Source organism: Acinetobacter sp. WCHAc010034 (assembly GCF_001696615.3).
Classification (GTDB): Bacteria; Pseudomonadota; Gammaproteobacteria; order Pseudomonadales; family Moraxellaceae; genus Acinetobacter.
Genome location: NZ_CP032279.1, coordinates 3,070,137 through 3,086,621 on the forward strand (window position 1 = coordinate 3,070,137; position 16,485 = coordinate 3,086,621).

The 16,485-nt window shown below is 50.5% G+C and carries 16 protein-coding genes; 7 read left to right on the plus strand and 9 right to left on the minus strand.

Features of this window, described 5'->3' with window-relative positions; all coding sequences use genetic code 11:
• Positions 1-321: 321 nt before the first annotated feature.
• Positions 322-1,557, minus strand: coding sequence for a pyridoxal phosphate-dependent aminotransferase (locus BEN74_RS16425; protein ID WP_068913784.1), 1,236 nt, complete (start codon positions 1,555-1,557; stop codon positions 322-324).
• A gap of 155 nt (positions 1,558-1,712) precedes the next feature.
• Here BEN74_RS16425 and msrB point away from each other — a divergent pair, with 155 nt between their 5' ends.
• From msrB to BEN74_RS16445, 4 genes are all read left to right on the plus strand, one after another.
• Positions 1,713-2,132: a peptide-methionine (R)-S-oxide reductase MsrB gene (gene msrB, locus BEN74_RS16430; RefSeq protein WP_068913824.1), complete on the plus strand. Its 420-nt coding sequence runs from the start codon at positions 1,713-1,715 to the stop codon at positions 2,130-2,132.
• Entirely contained in the window at positions 2,129-2,611 is a 483-nt protein-coding gene (locus tag BEN74_RS16435) for a glutathione peroxidase (protein WP_068913785.1), read from the plus strand. Before msrB ends, BEN74_RS16435 begins: the two co-directional genes overlap by 4 nt.
• On the plus strand, positions 2,608-3,489 hold the full coding sequence (locus BEN74_RS16440) for a helix-turn-helix transcriptional regulator (protein WP_213072364.1): 882 nt from the start codon (positions 2,608-2,610) through the stop codon (positions 3,487-3,489). The genes BEN74_RS16435 and BEN74_RS16440 overlap by 4 nt, the downstream gene beginning before the upstream one ends.
• Positions 3,490-3,560: 71 nt before the next feature.
• Complete coding sequence (locus tag BEN74_RS16445) at positions 3,561-4,181, plus strand: LysE family translocator (protein ID WP_068913786.1); 621 nt, start codon at positions 3,561-3,563, stop codon at positions 4,179-4,181.
• A gap of 162 nt (positions 4,182-4,343) precedes the next feature.
• On the opposite strand, the gene dapC is transcribed toward BEN74_RS16445, so the two are convergent.
• The 5 genes from dapC to BEN74_RS16470 form a co-directional block, all read right to left on the minus strand.
• On the minus strand, positions 4,344-5,513 hold the full coding sequence (dapC, locus tag BEN74_RS16450; RefSeq protein WP_068913787.1) for a succinyldiaminopimelate transaminase: 1,170 nt from the start codon (positions 5,511-5,513) through the stop codon (positions 4,344-4,346).
• Between the two features lie 24 nt (positions 5,514-5,537).
• Positions 5,538-8,204 carry a [protein-PII] uridylyltransferase gene (gene glnD, locus BEN74_RS16455; RefSeq protein WP_068913788.1) on the minus strand — a complete coding sequence of 889 codons (2,667 nt, stop codon included), beginning with the start codon at positions 8,202-8,204 and terminating at the stop codon, positions 5,538-5,540.
• Between the two features lie 29 nt (positions 8,205-8,233).
• Positions 8,234-9,448 (minus strand): formate-dependent phosphoribosylglycinamide formyltransferase, encoded by a 1,215-nt coding sequence (gene purT, locus BEN74_RS16460; protein ID WP_171404897.1) that lies wholly within the window; start codon positions 9,446-9,448, stop codon positions 8,234-8,236.
• A gap of 174 nt (positions 9,449-9,622) precedes the next feature.
• Positions 9,623-9,970: an L-valine transporter subunit YgaH gene (gene ygaH / locus BEN74_RS16465; protein WP_068913798.1), complete on the minus strand. Its 348-nt coding sequence runs from the start codon at positions 9,968-9,970 to the stop codon at positions 9,623-9,625.
• Between the two features lies 1 nt (position 9,971).
• A complete protein-coding gene (locus tag BEN74_RS16470) occupies positions 9,972-10,694 on the minus strand; it encodes an AzlC family ABC transporter permease (protein ID WP_416240779.1) in 723 nt (240 codons plus the stop codon).
• Positions 10,695-10,821: 127 nt separating this feature from the next.
• Here BEN74_RS16470 and BEN74_RS16475 point away from each other — a divergent pair, with 127 nt between their 5' ends.
• Positions 10,822-11,313 (plus strand): hypothetical protein, encoded by a 492-nt coding sequence (locus tag BEN74_RS16475; RefSeq protein ID WP_068913803.1) that lies wholly within the window; start codon positions 10,822-10,824, stop codon positions 11,311-11,313.
• 216 nt (positions 11,314-11,529) lie between these two features.
• Here the strand turns inward: BEN74_RS16475 and BEN74_RS16480 are convergent, their stop codons facing one another.
• Positions 11,530-12,231, minus strand: a complete 702-nt coding sequence (locus BEN74_RS16480; RefSeq protein WP_068913806.1) for a Crp/Fnr family transcriptional regulator — start codon at positions 12,229-12,231, stop codon at positions 11,530-11,532.
• Positions 12,232-12,339: 108 nt separating this feature from the next.
• On the opposite strand from BEN74_RS16480, the gene BEN74_RS16485 reads away from it, so the two are divergent.
• Positions 12,340-12,879: a DUF962 domain-containing protein gene (locus tag BEN74_RS16485; RefSeq protein WP_068913808.1), complete on the plus strand. Its 540-nt coding sequence runs from the start codon at positions 12,340-12,342 to the stop codon at positions 12,877-12,879.
• Between the two features lie 552 nt (positions 12,880-13,431).
• Positions 13,432-14,421 (plus strand): IS110 family transposase, encoded by a 990-nt coding sequence (locus BEN74_RS16490; protein WP_119285060.1) that lies wholly within the window; start codon positions 13,432-13,434, stop codon positions 14,419-14,421.
• A gap of 299 nt (positions 14,422-14,720) precedes the next feature.
• Here the strand turns inward: BEN74_RS16490 and BEN74_RS19740 are convergent, their stop codons facing one another.
• Together BEN74_RS19740 and ychF are read right to left on the minus strand one after the other, a co-directional pair.
• On the minus strand, positions 14,721-15,110 hold the full coding sequence (locus BEN74_RS19740; RefSeq protein WP_068911650.1) for a hypothetical protein: 390 nt from the start codon (positions 15,108-15,110) through the stop codon (positions 14,721-14,723).
• Positions 15,111-15,317: 207 nt separating this feature from the next.
• Positions 15,318-16,409: a redox-regulated ATPase YchF gene (ychF, locus tag BEN74_RS16500; protein WP_068911648.1), complete on the minus strand. Its 1,092-nt coding sequence runs from the start codon at positions 16,407-16,409 to the stop codon at positions 15,318-15,320.
• Positions 16,410-16,485: the final 76 nt, after the last annotated feature.

Genomic DNA, 16,485 nt, shown 5'->3' on the forward strand with positions numbered 1-16,485 from the left:
CGCTAGAACTTTATGCAGAAACCGGCGCTTAGGTGCCTAATGCCAGTCAGTTAAGCATTTTTAATCCTCCCCAACCCTCCTTTTTCAAAGGAGGGAGCGTTTCGAAATTCAATACCGTATTGAATTCAAGGGTGTTCCCCTCTTTTTCAAAGAGGGGTTAGGGGAGATTTATCAATTAGTAATAATGAAATTACGCTTAACTGATCAGCATTAGCGTTTAGGCGCCAATTTCTTGCTTTGATCATCAGGCATGCTTATTAAACATAGGCTTTCTGGAAAATAAAAAAACCGCACAATGTGCGGTTTTTCTGTTTCAGCAGCTTAGCGCATTTTTGACAGGAAACGCCCTAAGCGCGTAATGGCTTCACGTAGTTCATTTTCCGCCGGCAGGAACACCACGCGGAAGTGATCCGGCGTTGGCCAGTTAAAGCCGGTGCCTTGCACCAGCAGCACTTTTTCCGCGCGCAGGAAATCCAGCATGAATTTTTCGTCATCCTGAATCGGATAAACGTCCGGATCCAGCTTAGGGAAGCAGTACATTGCGCCTTCAGGCTTCACGCAAGACACGCCCGGAATTTCATTCAGCATTTCCCAGGCAATATTGCGCTGTTCGTACAGGCGGCCGCCCGGGCGGATAAGGTCATTAATTGACTGGTAGCCGCCGAGCGCAGTTTGAATCGCGTACTGCGCCTGATGGTTGGCGCACAGGCGCATGGACGCCAGCATGTCCAAGCCTTCAATATAGTCGGCAGCGCGGGATTTATCGCCGGTAATCGCCATCCAGCCGGAGCGGTAGCCGGCAATGCGGTAAGCTTTAGACAGGCCGTTGAATGAAATGCACAGCTGGTCGCCGGCTAAGGCCGCCACAGCAACATGCTCAATGCCGTCATAGATGACTTTGTCGTAGATTTCATCGGCAAATAAAATCAGGTCGTATTTTTTCGCTAAAGCGACAATCTGTTCTAAGACATGGCGCGGGTAAACGGCGCCGGTCGGGTTATTTGGGTTAATCACCACAATGCCGCGGGTATTGGGCGTGATTTTGCTTTCCATATCCGCAATGTCCGGATACCAGAAGTTTTCTTCATCGCATTTATAGTGAATGGCTGTGCCGCCAGACAGGTTTACGGCAGCTGTCCATAGCGGGTAATCCGGCATCGGCACCAGCATTTCATCGCCGTCATCCAGCAGGCCCTGCATGGCCATGACAATCAGTTCAGACACGCCATTGCCGACATACACGTCATTGACATGCATGTTGAGGATGCCTTTTTGCTGGTAATACTGGCAGATGGCCTTGCGCGCAGGAAAAATCCCTTTAGAGTCGGTATAGCCGACCGCATTCGGCAGGTTCAGCGCGACATCGTTGATAATTTCCTGCGGAGCTTCAAAGCCAAAAGGGGCGGGGTTGCCGATATTCAGCTTGATAATCTTATGCCCGGCTTCTTCCATTTCGTTGGCCGCTCGTAACACAGGTCCGCGAATGTCGTAGCATACATGCTCGAGCTTAGACGATTTCTTAATTTCGCGTGGCGTGGTGTTACCTAAAACGGACATATTTCCATCCAATTAAATATTGATGCTGAAAAAATATAGATTACTGAAATCTCACAATCTATGTTGAAATTTAGCTAGAAATTTTTTTAACTCTAGCGTAAATATGGAAGTACTGAAGCATGACATTGAATGTCAAAGATTTAAAGGAGTTAATGATGGGAAAACTCAATAAAACAGAAAGAGAATGGCAAAGAGAGTTATCGCCGGAAGAGTTCCGGATCACCCGTCAAAAAGGGACAGAGCCTGCATTTACAGGAAAATACTGGAACAGCAAGCAGGAGGGCACATATGTTTGCCGGTGCTGCGGCGCAGCGCTGTTTGATTCAGCCGTAAAATATGACAGCGGCAGCGGCTGGCCAAGCTTTTACCGCCCGATAGATGCCTCCGCCATTGAAGAGCATCAGGATACAGCGCATGGCATGGTCCGGACGGAAATTGTCTGCCATCATTGTGACGCGCATTTAGGGCATGTTTTTCCCGATGGCCCAGAGCCGACTGGATTGCGCTATTGCGTGAATTCGGCTTCATTAGAATTAAAAACACAAGAAAAAAGCGACGAGGAAACTTATCCATGACCAACATTTATCAGTTTGAAGCTGAATTGTTAGATGGAAAGAATAAATCTTTTGCCGATTATGAAGGCAAAGTTTTATTGGTGGTGAATACCGCCAGCAAATGCGGCTTTACGCCGCAGTTTGCAGGACTGGAAAAACTGTATCAGCAGTATAAAGATCAGGGCTTTCTGGTTTTAGGCTTTCCATGCAATCAATTTGGCGGACAGGACCCAGGATCGAATGATCAAATTGGCGCATTCTGCCAGAAAAATTACGGGGTGGATTTCCCGATGTTTGCCAAGGTGGACGTGAAAGGCCCAGAGGCGCATGCGGTATTTCGCTATTTAACCAACAATTCCAAGGGGGTATTGGGCAGCGGCATTAAGTGGAATTTCACCAAGTTCCTTATAGGCAAGGACGGCTTGGTGCTGAACCGCTATGCGCCGACCACCAAGCCGGAAGCGCTGCAGGAAGATATTGAAAAAGCTTTGGCGGGATGAATTCACTTTTTCAAAACCAGCTGAAGATGATGCCGGAAGGCCCTGCTGCCGAATTCTGGAATGACCGCCGCATGCCCTATGTTGAAACGCGCAGGGCATGCCAAAGCCGGGTCTGCTATAAAGCCCACAGCCATCCGACCTTTTCGATTGGCGCGGTGGATAGCGGTCAGAGCGTATTCAGCAGTTTTTTTGCGCAGCCGCGGCGTATTGAAGCCGGCGCGCTTGTTGTGATTCCTGCCCATGTGGAACATGCCTGCAATCCATTGCCTAACGGTGAATGGAGCTATCAGATGATGCACTTTGATGCCAGCTGGATTGCGCAGCTGTTCAGCGAGTTGAGCGGAGATTTGAGCGCATTTCAGTCTGAGTTTGTGCCTTGTATTGCTCCTCAAGTCATTCAGAACATAGATTTATATCATTCATTTTCAGCTTTAAACCGCGTATTGTTTGACCCTGAAATTCCCATTGGGCTGAAAGAGCAGGCTGTTGTTGAAGTGCTGACTGAAATCTTTTTGCCTGAATTTGAATTTAAGCTATTAAAAAAATCAGCATACTTTAACCAGCATATCGCAAGGCTGGGCCGCTGCTTGAATGACAGCGCCCGGCTATGGTCATTGCAGGATTTAAGTCAGGAATTCGGCATTTCACGCTATGCGATTATTCGGCTGTGTAAAAATAATTTCGGCTTGACGCCGCATGCTTATCAAATTAATCAAAAAGTTAATCAAGCCAGACAGATGCTGAAACATGGCGTATCTGTTCTTCAGGCTGCGCATGATTTAGGCTTTGCAGATCAAAGCCATTTTCATCATGTTTTTAAAATGCATGCAGGGATTAGTCCAAAGCAGTATCAGCAGCAGTGCTTCCTGCGAGGATAAAGCGCGCAATTTTCTACAAGCTTGGCTTGGCTCAGTAAAGTTTAATTAATCCTGCTTCAGTGAGGATTGATATGGAACTTTTTTTAATTATTGCTTTGACGCATTTCTTGGCATTATTGTCGCCTGGACCTGATTTTTTTCTGATTTTGAATCGTTTAATCCGTCAGGGAAAAAACTCAGCGCGCTGGGTTTGCGCGGGAATTGCGGCCGGAAATGCCGTGATTTTGATCTTTATTGCTGCATCCATAGCGCTGGCAGGCCGTGTCCATTCCGCCGCTTTAGATTATATGCGGTGGCTTGGGATTGCTTATTTACTGTATTTGGCTTGGCAGTGCTTTAAGCAGGTTAGTCTGGATCAGGCTTTAGATGTGGATGCTCAATTAAGGCCGGCAGAAAAATATTCCAAAGCTGCAGATTTCTGTGCAGGACTGCAATCCAGTTTGTTGAATCCAAAAAATATCATGTTTTACAGCAGCCTAATGCTGCTGGTTTATGCGGATGATCGGCGTTTGGAGATGCTGATGATCAGTGTCTGGATGGCAGCTGTAGTTTTAATCTGGAATCTGCTGCTGGTTCAGCTTTTGGGGCAGCATGTTTGGATGATGCGGCTGAAATCCAAATCAAAGTGGATTTACGGGTTTTCCGGTTTCAGTTTCAGCGTGTTTGCGCTGGGCTTGGCGTTGATGCATTAGGTTTAAGCTTGATTGCATTTGAGGGAGGGGCGGGAGGTGCTGGATTACGTTCCTGATCAGGATAAAAAACATCAGGCAGGCTTAAAAGGCTGGAAAGAGCCAAAGCTCCTATTGCATCAGACCAGCCAGCATGCGCTTGGCTGGTCTATAAGCCTGCAGAAATTACAGAACCGCTTTTAAGCGCTGAATCGCCTGCTCGCATTGCGCGATATCGGCCACCAGCGCCATGCGCACATGATTTTCGCCCGGGTTGCCCTGTGCTGTATCGCGTGACAGATAACGCCCAGGTAGCACTTTAATATGGGCTTTTTCCATCAGCATTTTGGCGAAAGCTTCATCATTGTCCACTTTCAGCCAATAGTAGAAGCCCGCATCCGGTTTCTGCAGCGGCAGCAGCCCGCCCAGCTCATTTTGGAACAGTTCAAACTTGGCGCGGTATAGCGCGCGGTTTTCTTCCACATGCGTTTCGTCGTTCCAGGCGGCAATTGACGCAATCTGATGCTGCACCGGCATGGCTGCGCCGTGATAGGTGCGGTACTGCAAATACGGCTTAAGCAAAGCTGCATCGCCGGCGACAAAGCCTGAACGCATGCCCGGCAGGTTGGAGCGCTTAGACAGCGAGTGGAACACTACGCAGTTTTTGTAGTCGTCGCGGCCCATTTCCGCGCAGACTTCCAGCAAGCCCGCAGGCGCTTCGTCAAACCACAGTTCCGAATAGCACTCATCCGAAGCAATCACAAAGCCGTATTGGTCAGATAAGGCAATCAGCTTTTTAAACTGCTCTTTGGATAAGACTGCGCCTGTCGGGTTGCCCGGCGTGCAGACAAACAGCAGCGCGGTTTTCTGCCAGACTTCAGCCGGAACCGCATCAAAATCGCCTAAATAACTGTTTTCTTCCGTGCAGTTGACGAAATAAGGCTGCGCGCCGGCCAGCAGGGCTGCGCCTTCATAAATCTGGTAAAACGGATTCGGCATCACTATATAAGGCGCATCTTCACGCTTCACCACAGCCTGCACAAAAGAGAAAATCGCTTCGCGCGTGCCTGAAACCGGCAGAATATGGCTGTCTGCGCTGATGCTGCTCAGCTTAAAGCGGCGGGTCAGCCAGTCGGCAATGCTGCAGCGCAGCTCCGGCAGGCCTTTGCTGTTTGGATAGGTGGATAAATGCTGGAAGCTGTCAATAATGGCCTGCTTTACAAACTCAGGCGCAGGATGCTTCGGCTCGCCGATGGAAAGCGGGATCAGCGGCAGATCGGCAGGCTGGATATCCTGAAAAAGCTTGTTCAGCTTTTCAAAGGGATAAGGGTGCAGTAATGACAAGCTAGAGTTCATGGAGTGGTTACCGGTCAATTTAGGTTAATGTTGGCTGCAGACCTGGCTGGAAGCTTCATCCAGCGCTGACTTAAGCTGGGCAGCGAAGGTTTCGGCTTCTGCTTCGGTCATCGGCGAGCCGTCTTTCTTGGTCACAAAGAAAATATCTTCGGCGCGTTCGCCCAGTGTGGCAATTCTTGCGGAGTGAATGTCCAGCCCCTGCATCATAAATAAGCCGCCGACTTTGGCCAGAAGGCCGGGATGATCCAGCGTCGCGATTTCGACCATGTTCTGCTGCAGGGCTTCATTCAGGGTAACGTCAACGGTGTTCTCAATATCAAAATGGCGCAGCTGGCGCGGAATGCGGCGCTGCATCAGGCCCGGATATTTATCCGGCTGGCTCAGCGCTTTTTTCAGCGCGTCAATGACGGTTTCTTCGCGCTCCGGGTCGGTCAGCAGGGTGCCGAAGCGGTCCAGCACTACATAGGTATCCAGGCTGAAGGCTTTGACTGCGGTGATAATGCGCGCATCCTGCACGTCCAGATTCATCCGGTCTAAAATGGCAACGGTGGTGGCGAACAGATTCGGCTGATCCTGCGTATAGATGAAGATCTGCACCGCGTCCTGCGCGTATTTGCGGTGCGCGCGCATCAGCACCAGAGGCGCAGGGTTGTCGCCATGCTGCAGAATGGCGCGGGTATGCCATGCAATTTCATCCGGCGATTCTTTAATGAAGTATTCATCGCCCAGTTCCTGCCAGACTTTTTCCACGTCATCCAGTGAAAAGTCTTCGACCAGCAGTTCGCTGGCGGCGAATTTGGTGTCTTCAATCAGCATTTGATAGTCTACCGGGCGGCCCAAGCCGGAACGGATTACGTCGCGCGCCTGCGTGTACAGTTGGCGCATCAGCGAGGCACGCCAAGTATTCCACAGCGTCGGATTAGTCGCGTTGATATCCGCCACGGTCAGCGCGTACAGATAGTCGAGATGCTCCATGTCGCCCATTTTTTCGGCAAAGGCGCGCACCACATCCGGATCGGAAATATCGCGCTTCTGCGCGGTCACGGACATCTGCAGGTGGTTGTGCACCAGCCACGCCACGAGGTTGGCTTCGCGTTCGGTAAAGCCGTGCGTAATGCAGAATTTAATGGCGTCAGAAGAGCCGAGCTCGCTGTGGTCGCCGCCGCGGCCTTTGGCGATGTCGTGGAATATCGCCGCCAGATAGACGATATCTCGGCGCGCAAGGCGCTGGAAGACTGAGCTGACCACCGGAAAATCTTTGGCGAATTCCGGCTCTTTAAAGCGGTTCAGGTTGCGGATCAGCAGCAGGGTATGGGCATCGACCGTGTAGATATGGAACAGGTCATACTGCATCAGGCCCATAATCTGCCCGAACGCCGGAATATAATTGCCCAGCACGCCATAGCGCTTCATGGCCACCATGGTGTCGTACAGGCGGTAAGGCGAGCGGATAATCGCCATAAACATGGCCTGATGCGCCGGATTGTCCCTGAAGCTTTGGTCAATGCGCTTGGCAGCCAGGGACAGCAGGCGCAGGGTGCGCGCGCGGATGCCGGAAATTTCCGGGCGGTTCGCCAGCAGGTAGAAAATTTCCAAAATCGCGCTTGGGTTTTCAGAAAATATTTTATGGTGCTGCACCGCCAGCTTGCCGTCTACCAGCTTGAAATTTGCGTTAATTTCTTCAATTTTGCGCTCATAGTTCGGCAGGCGCGGGGTAATCACCGATTCATTGAAATACGCCAGCAGCATTTCATTCAGCGTTGAAACCTGCTGCGCGCTGCGGTAATAGCGCTTCATGAACTGTTCAATCGGATAGTTCGGCGATTTGTCTTCTTCGCGCACATAGCCGAATTTGGCTGCGATGTCGCGCTGATAGTCAAACAGCAGGCGGTTTTCATCGCGCTTGGTCAGGCGGTGCAGATGGTGGCGGATTTCCCACAGGAAGCTTTCGGCTTCTTCTAAAACGCCCAGCTCAAATTCTGAAATAAAGCCCAGATGCACCAGATCGTAAATGCGGTTGACGCGGAAATGGCGCTTGGCAATCCAGCCGATTTGGTTAATGTCGCGGATGCCGCCCGGCGCATTTTTAATGTCCGGCTCTAAATTGCTTTCGGTGTTGTTGTGCTGCGCATAGCGCTTGGCCTGTTCCTGAGTTTTGGCGTCAAAGAAGGTTTTATCTGTCCATGTCTGCGAAACAATGCGGCGCGGCCATTTGGCCAAATGCTGATTGCCGGTAATCAGGCGCGCTTCAATCAGCGCCGTAGCGACCGTCAGGTCGCTGGTGGCCTGCGCAACGCAGTCTGCAATGGTGCGCACGCTAATGCCGGGCTTGAAGTTGCCGACATCCCACAGCGAAGAAATAAAGGTGGAGATCTGCTTTTCCTGTTCCGGCGCAATCGTGTCTTCAGACAGAATCATGATGTCGACGTCAGAATAGGGCAGCATTTCGCGCCGGCCATAGCCGCCGACGGCGAACAAGCCTAAACTGCTCTGATCCAGCCCGGCATGCGTCCACAGGAACTGCAGCGCCTCATCAATGACGTTGGAGCGCGCCAAAATCACATCGCGGATGGACTGCCCATGATCAAAACATTCCTGCAGCTGGTTTTCAACATCGGTGCGCCATTGGTTGATTGCCTGAATGTCGTGATTACTTTTAATGTAATTCAGCAGCGGTAAAGTATTGATCATGAACAGTCATCCATTGTGATGTTGCAAGCTTAGTTTTGATGCACGCTGACCTGCTGCGCGGCCTGCAGCGCAAGCTCGCGCGCCTGATCAGCTGTCTCTGCGCGCGCTGTCGCAACGCCCATGCGCCGGCGCTTGAAGCCTTCCGGCTTGCCGAACAGGCGCAAATCGGTATTAGGATTTGCCAAAGCAAGATTCAAGCCAGAAAACGACAGGTTTTGGCCATCCACGCCGGCATAAATCACTGCGCTGGCTGCCGTGCTGTGGCGGGCCGTATTTACCGGCAGGCCGAGAATGGCGCGGGCATGCAGCTCAAATTCGCTTTGGAATTGCGAAGCAAGCGTGACAAGGCCTGTATCATGCGGGCGGGGAGAAACCTCACTAAACCATACTTTGTCGCCTTTGACAAATAGTTCCACCCCGAAAATGCCGCAGCCGCCCAGCGCCACGGTGACTTTATTGGCAATACGCTTGGATTCTTCCAAAGCGGCAGGCGTCATGGCTTGCGGCTGCCAGCTTTCCACATAATCGCCGGCATCCTGGCGGTGGCCAATCGGGTCGCAGAAAGAGGTTTCGATTTCGCCGGTTTCAGCATTTTTGGCGCGCACGGTCAGCAGGGTGATTTCAAAATCAAAATCAATTTGCGATTCAACAATCACTTTGCCTTGATTGACCCGGCCGCCGGTCTGCGCATAGTCCCAGGCAGCGTCGACTTCTGCAAAGCTTTTAACGCGCGACTGGCCCTTGCCGGAAGATGACATGACTGGCTTGACAAAATTTGGATAGCCGATGTCGTCGCAGGCTGCGCGGAAAGATTCCAGCGAATCAGCGAAGCGGTAAGCGGAGGTCGGCAGGCCAAGCTCTTCTGCTGCCAGCCGGCGGATGCCTTCGCGGTTCATGGTCAGGCTGACGGCTTTGGCGGAAGGGATAACCGTGGCGGCATGCTGTTCTTCAATTTCGGCTAAAACCTGCGTGGCAATCGCTTCAATTTCAGGAACAATTAAATGAGGCTGAATCTGATTGATCAGCTGCTTCAGCGCTTCGGCATCCGCCATGTTCAGCGTATAGGAATAATGAGCAGCCTGCATGGCCGGGGCATGATCGTAACGGTCGGCGGCGTGAACTTCTACGCCTAAGCGCTGCAGAGAAATCACCACTTCCTTACCCAGTTCGCCAGAGCCTAAAAGCAAAACCTTAAAAGCAGAAGATTGAAGTGGGGTACCAATAGTCACGCTCATGTGAATCATCCACGCTTGATTTTATGGGCTTTTAGCATAACAGAACTGGCTGATGGATTAAGCGCCGATTCACATAAATAAGTGATATTGTCCAACAATTTTTTTGATGACTGAATGCGGGAATTTAAGGCGCGGTTCGGCTGCGAATACAGCGCCAGCTTGCCGGCGCCGGCAGCGCAAAATCTAAAACGGCATTGGCAGATAAGTATAGACTAAGCCATAAGCCAAGGCAGCGGTCAGGGTAGCCGGAACAATCTTTTTGAATTTAAAATACAGCCCGGTGAGCACCATAAAGCCCGCCAGCATCGCCACGCTTTTATCCGGCGTTTCCAGCAGCGGCGGCAGGGTTGCGACCACCAGCATGGAGCTGATGGCGGCGATGCCGATCGAGCCTAAAGCGATTTTCAGCCACAGCGAACCGCGCTTTTGCGAGCCCTGCTGAAATTTCTGAATAAAGTAAAACGGCCCAAAGCGCGAAGCGAAATTTGCGATTCCGACTAAAATGCCGACCAAAATAATTTCCAAGCTCATATTAGCCTCCAGCATGCTCAGGGTCAGGCTGCTTCAATACATAATGCTTAAACAGGCCAGCTAAAATGCCGGATGAAATGCCAATGAAAATAGCCGCCGACAGATCAATGAAGTAGCAGGAAACCGCTGAAACGATAATGGTAACCGCCACCACAAAGCTGTGCTTTTTCTCAAAGGCCGCCAGCAGGAAGCTGAGGAATAAAGCCGGCAGCAGGAAGTCCAGCGCCGCCTGCAGGAACTGCGGCAGATTGCTGACCTGATCGGCAAACAGGCCGCCGAGAAATGAACCGGCCGCCCAGGACAGCCAGCTGCATAAGCTCAGGCCCAGCATCCACGACTCAGACCATTCCTGCCGGCGCTGCGACAGCTTGATCATGCCGGAAGCGAAAACCTCATCGGTCAGGCCCCAGGCCCAAACCGCGGTTTTCTTTAAATTCAGCCGGTCCTGAATCAGGTTCTGCAGCGCAGGGCCATACAGCAGGTGGCGGATGTCTAAAGCAATAACAGTCAGGGCTGTCATCCAGATGGAGGTGCCGCTGCCGAGCAGCGCGACGACTAAAAACTGGCTGGCGCCTGCATACATGGAGCAGGACAGAAACAGCGCTTCCCATGCGCTGAAGCCAAACTGCGTGGCGGATACGCCAAAGGCAAAGGAAACAGGAAGATAGGTGAAAATAATGGCTTGACTGTCTTTAGCGCCTTGCCAAAAACCAGCAGGCTTTATTAGAGGAATTCTGTGTTCTGACACGACACACCTTGGCCGGAGAGTTGATCAATAGGTCAAATTAGATTGAGTATTCTACCCGAATTCACTAGCATAGTGCCGAAATGTTTGTATAGGCGGCTGAAATATGTTTACGCTCAAAAATGGCCTGGCTCAAGCTGCGGTTCTTGCCGCCGGCGCCTTCCTGCTGCAAGCCTGCGGCAACCCTTCAAATGGGCCTGACGCGCCTGAAGAAAAGGTGGTGATTAAGCCTGCGCCAAAACTCAGCAATGATGCAACCGCCTATGCGAATGAGGCTTGGAAATTCATAAATGCAGTGGATGGCCTGGTTTACAGCAAAAAAATCGACCAGCTGGAAGATCAGGTGCGCAAGCCGGCGCGCAAGCTCAGCACCGACTGGCGCATTAATGTGAAAATGACCGATTCCGTGACCGAAGGGAAATATGCGCTGTGCCGCAAGGCGCTGACCAGCTTGGAAATCTGGGCGCGTGAAACCATTGAAGGCGCCAGCACCGTCAGCCAAAAGCAGGCGGATTATGAGCGCGACAAAAAGCAGTGCCATGGCGCGATTGATAACCCGGATCTAGGCAACACCGATCCGAAGAAAGTCGGCGTTTAATCCAGCGCGGCTGTAACTGCAATAGACATTTTACGGCCGGCTTTGGCCAAGGCGTAGGTACAGGCGGGCATGCCTGGCATCTTCAATGCTGTTTTTCACAGATGCAGCGCTTCGCTTTCGGCAGATAAACGCGCAGATTTAAGGCAAATTTCAAAACTGATCTAAAATAGCGCACAGCATTGCACTGAAACTGTACGTGAGCTTTCCTGCCGAAAATCAAGCCTGCGGCAATGCATGCGCAATCTGGTGCAAGCGCGCAGCATCTAAAATTTCAATTTTGCGGAAGGCGACTTTCAGCACGCCCTGCTTTTCCAGTTCCTGCAATTCCTGATTGACGGTTTGCCGCGAGCAGACCAGCATCTGCGCCAGCTGCTCCTGCGACAAATGAATGCAGCGCTGCTCAATGGATAGATGATTGCCGTAGCCATTTAAAATAAACAGCAGGCGCTGCGCTAAGCGCTGGCCGATCTGCTGCGTCTGTATGGAAATCAGCTCCAGAAAGGCAAAGCGCAGCTTTTGGCTGGCCAGCTGGGCAATGTGAAACCAGAACTGCGGATGATCATGCAGCAGCTGATGCATGCTGGAGCCGGGCAGATACAGAATGGCCGATTTCTGCGCTGCCACCGCATCATGCGAGCGCGGCTGCTGATCGACTAATGAAATTTCTCCAAACCACATAATCGGTTCGGCAATCGCCGCCACGGCTTCTTTGCCGTGAATATCAATATAGCCTAAGCGGACTGCGCCTTCTAAAACCGCATAAATGCCATTAAAGGCATCGCCGGAAAGGAAAATGCTTTGGTCTTTTTGCACCTGCAGCGTCTGCGCATGCGCTAAAAGGTACTGCTGATAAACAGGGCTGAGCTGCGAATACCAGAGGTTATTGCTTAAATGGGGCAGGTAGCGTTCATCCAGCACGGCAGTAAATTCCTTTTACGATTTTTTTTGAAGCTGTCGCTTAGCCGACAGCTTGCGCGCTTATCTTTTTATATAGTGAAAGCATAACCGCTGCAAGGAGGCAATACCATGACGAAACTCGAACAGCTGCTGAGCCAGTATGCGGCCTACCATTTGGATCATAAAAATATTCTGACCCATTTTATCGGCATTCCTTTAATTGTTTTTTCCATCATCTGCTTAACCGCAAGGGCGGGCGTGGCCGTTTCAGGTATAGAGCTTACTTTGGCTTTGGCGCTGCTGGCTGTGACGGCCATTTATTACCTGAGTCTGGATAAAATTTTCGGCCTGATCATGCTGGCGGTTTTTGCGCTGGCTTATCCGCTGGCCTACGCCGTGGCGCAGTGGAGTATGGGCGCATGGCTCAGCGCCAGCATCGGCATTTTTACAGTGGGCTGGGTATTTCAGTTTGTCGGGCATTTTTATGAAAAGAAAAAGCCGGCATTTATGGATGATGTGATTGGCTTGGCGGTAGGCCCGCTATTTGTTTTGGCTGAAATGGTGTTTATGCTGGGCTTCAGAAAAGCGCTTGAGCAGCGCATGCTTGCTGAAGCCAGAAAGCAGCGGGCGTTGATGGATGCTGAAAAGGGGCGCCAGGCTTCAGCATAGCCAGTGCTGTGCGGAAGCGCTAAAAGCTGGGAAATGGCTATAGCTAATTATCTAAATAGCTACCACACAAAACCTAATGAAATCATATTTTATGGGAAATTATGTGCGGTATAGATTTCAAAATTTAGCTATATAGATAGCCAAGTTTGCTTAAACGACTTTGTGAAAATTCCCCTTAGCTTCCAGCCTCCTAGGCCTTTGAGTAAAATAAACTTCGGATACGCGTGTGCGGCATGGATGCCGCACGTTGCCCATCCTTGCGCTGCGTTTAAAAGCAGTGCTTAAAACTGGCTCAGGACGCCGTGTATGGGCAACAAAAGACTTTTGTTACTTGTATCTTAATTCACATAGTGATTAGCTCTCACTATATGCAAACAGCAGAGTTTGGTTGTTTACTAAAACTTAAAGTTTGGCCCAAAGATAAAACCTGCTGTTTGCCCTGACTGCCTGCACAACTCTGGACGGTAACTAAGCACTTCGATGCTGGATTCGCAAGAAAAGACGGCGGTTATGCTGAAAAAAAATAATTGAATAAATAAGGCAGGTAAGATTATGTTTTATCTCGGTATTGATATTGCAAAAGCTAAAATTGACTGCTGTCTGATTTTAGAAGATTCTGCAGGCAAAAAGAAAACCAAAACCTTTCCGAATATGCCCAAAGGCTTTGAACAGCTTCAGGCCTGGCTGAATCATCATGCTGCAGGCCCTGCGCAGGCCATTGCCTTAATGGAAGCCACTTCTGTCTATCATGAACGCTTGGCTGGACATTTATTTGATGCAGGCTGTCAAGTCTGTGTCGCGAATCCCGCCAGAGCCCGGTATTTTGCTCAGAGCATGTCTAAACTGAATAAGACAGACAAGGCTGACAGTGAAGTTCTGGCCCGGCTTGCGATGACTGCGGATCTGCATTTTTGGCAGCCTCTGCCTGGACATATTCAACTGCTGAATGCTTTGCTGGATCGAAGGGCTGTGCTTGGTGAAGATCTGCAGCGTGAAGAAAACCGTTTGGAAAAAGCGGAGTCTACCTTCACGATAGAACCGGTACTTCAGTCGATCCATAAGAATATTAAGCAGTTAAGCAGGCATATTCAGGATCTCGACCGGCAGATTGATGACCACATTGATCAGCATCCTGATTTAAAAAATGACAAGGCGCTGCTCAGCAGCATTCCGGCCATTGCAGACCGGACCAGTTTATTAATGCTCAGCTTCTTGCGCAGCCATGCTTTTGAAAGGGCGAGCCAGGCGGCGGCCTTTGCCGGCCTGGTGCCCATTCAAAGGCAGTCGGGCAGCTCCATTCACGGCAGGAGCCGCCTATCCAAAGCCGGCCCGTCGAAAATACGGGCCGGCTTATATATGGCGGCGATTGTCGCAACCCGGCATAATCCCCACATAAAGGGGATGAATGAAAGGCTGCTGGCCAATGGCAAAACCAAGATGATGGCGGTTGGCGCTGCAATGAGGAAGCTGATTCATCTTTGTTATGGCGTACTCAAGCACCAGCGGCCTTATCAGGAGAATTATTGCGCCAATTCTCAATAATCCTCTTGACCTCTGAGACGGTATCTTTGGGTCTTTCCAAAGTAAGATCTTGCCTGCGCAACGGCATTAAAACTTGTAAAGCAAAAATGAGGCAGTGCAAGCATCATCGTTAACAGATTTTAGAATTTAGCTATATTCACGGAAGAGTCTTGATCTTTAAATAAAATAGCCTGCGTTCATTTGTCCTTTGCAAAGAGCTGCTTTTTATATCGGATATTGCCTGCAATTAAAAAAGGAAATGCCAGCCAATTGCTTAACTGGCTGGCATTGATTTATCAGGACTTGATTGCGGTACAAAATTAAGATTTTGCCGGCTTGGCGTCATGCTGAGCAGGGTGCATGTCCGCTTTGGCTTTGTTCATGCTGTGTTTAGCCGCTTTAGTTTCGGCGGCTGCTTTGGCTTTTTCCTGTTCCGCTTTTTTAATGTCTTTTTGAACTGCCATGGCCTGATGCTTTTCAGCAGGGTGGGCGGCTTTTACCGGCGCTTGAGCATGCTGTTCAGTTTTCTTTGCTTCATGTTTTGCCGCTTGAACATGCTGCTTCGCAGTCTTTTCAACAGCCGTGCATTTTCCGCCTTTATGATTTGCGCCTGTGCCGCCGGTTAATGCTGTGCCTTGCGGGCAAGCGAATGCTGTTGCGCTGAGCATGGTGAAAATGCCTGCTGTTAGGATTGTGCTGAGTTTTTTCATTTCTTTATTCTGCGAAAGAAGGCATTAGCGCCTTTGCTTAAATTATGGCAATTGCCGGAAAAGTTAAGCTGCTGCTGTGTTGTTTAAAAGCAAAAGTATTTTATATCATTGTTTTTGAATTATTAATCTTAAGGCTGGCTTCATCTTGGCTGTTATTCTAATAAGAGAAAAGCCCCGGATTTCGGAGCTTTTTCTCATACGGAGCTGTTATACGTTAAAGCGGAAATGCAGCACGTCGCCGTCTTGAACCACGTATGTTTTGCCTTCTAAGCGCCATTTGCCGGCTTCTTTCGCGCCCGCTTCGCCGCTGTACTGTACAAAGTCATCATAAGCGATACATTCAGCGCGGATGAAGCCTTTTTCAAAGTCGGTGTGAATCACGCCGGCTGCCTGCGGCGCAGTCGCGCCAATTTTCACCGTCCAGGCGCGGACTTCCTGCACGCCGGCAGTGAAGTAAGTTTGCAGGCCAAGCAGGTTGTAGCCTGCGCGGATCACAACGTTCAGGCCCGGTTCTTCCATGCCCAGCGCTTCAAGGAATTCAGCGCGGTCTGCATCCTCAAGCAAAGAAATTTCAGCTTCAATCTGGTTGCACAGCGGCACTACAATGGCATTTTCTTCAGCTGCTAACTTTTTCACAGCTTCTAAATGCGGGTTATTTTCGAAGCCGTCTTCTGCAACGTTGGCAATGTACATGGTCGGCTTTAAAGTCATTAAGCCGAAACCGCGCACCAGTTTGCGCTCGTCATCGTCCAGGCTGGCTGCGCGCGCAGGCTTGCCTTCGTCCAGCAATGGCAGAATTTTGTCCAGAACCGCTTTCGTTGCAAGCGCTTCTTTGTCGCCGCCTTTGGCAGACTTGGCTAAGCGCGTTACGGCTTTAGTTACAGTTTCCAAATCGGCCAGCGCCAGTTCAGTGTTGATGGTGGCGATGTCATCCAGCGGGTCAATTTTGCCGTTGACGTGAATCACGTTTTCATCTTCAAAGCAGCGTACGACATGCGCAATCGCGTCAGTTTCACGGATGTTGGCAAGGAACTGGTTGCCCAGGCCTTCGCCTTTAGATGCGCCCGCAACCAAGCCGGCGATGTCTACAAATTCCATAGCCGTTGGCACTACGCGCTGCGGTTTTACAATTTCAGCCAGCTTGTCCATGCGCAGGTCTGGAACCGGAACGATGCCGGTATTCGGCTCAATGGTGCAGAACGGGAAGTTTTCCGCCGCAATTGCAGCTTTCGTCAATGCATTGAAAAGGGTAGATTTACCAACGTTCGGCAAGCCGACAATACCGCAATTGAAACCCATGTAAAACTCACAGCGTGTTATATAAAAATTGCAGGAGATTTTACATGAAAGCCGTGACAAAGTCAGGTCATGGCTT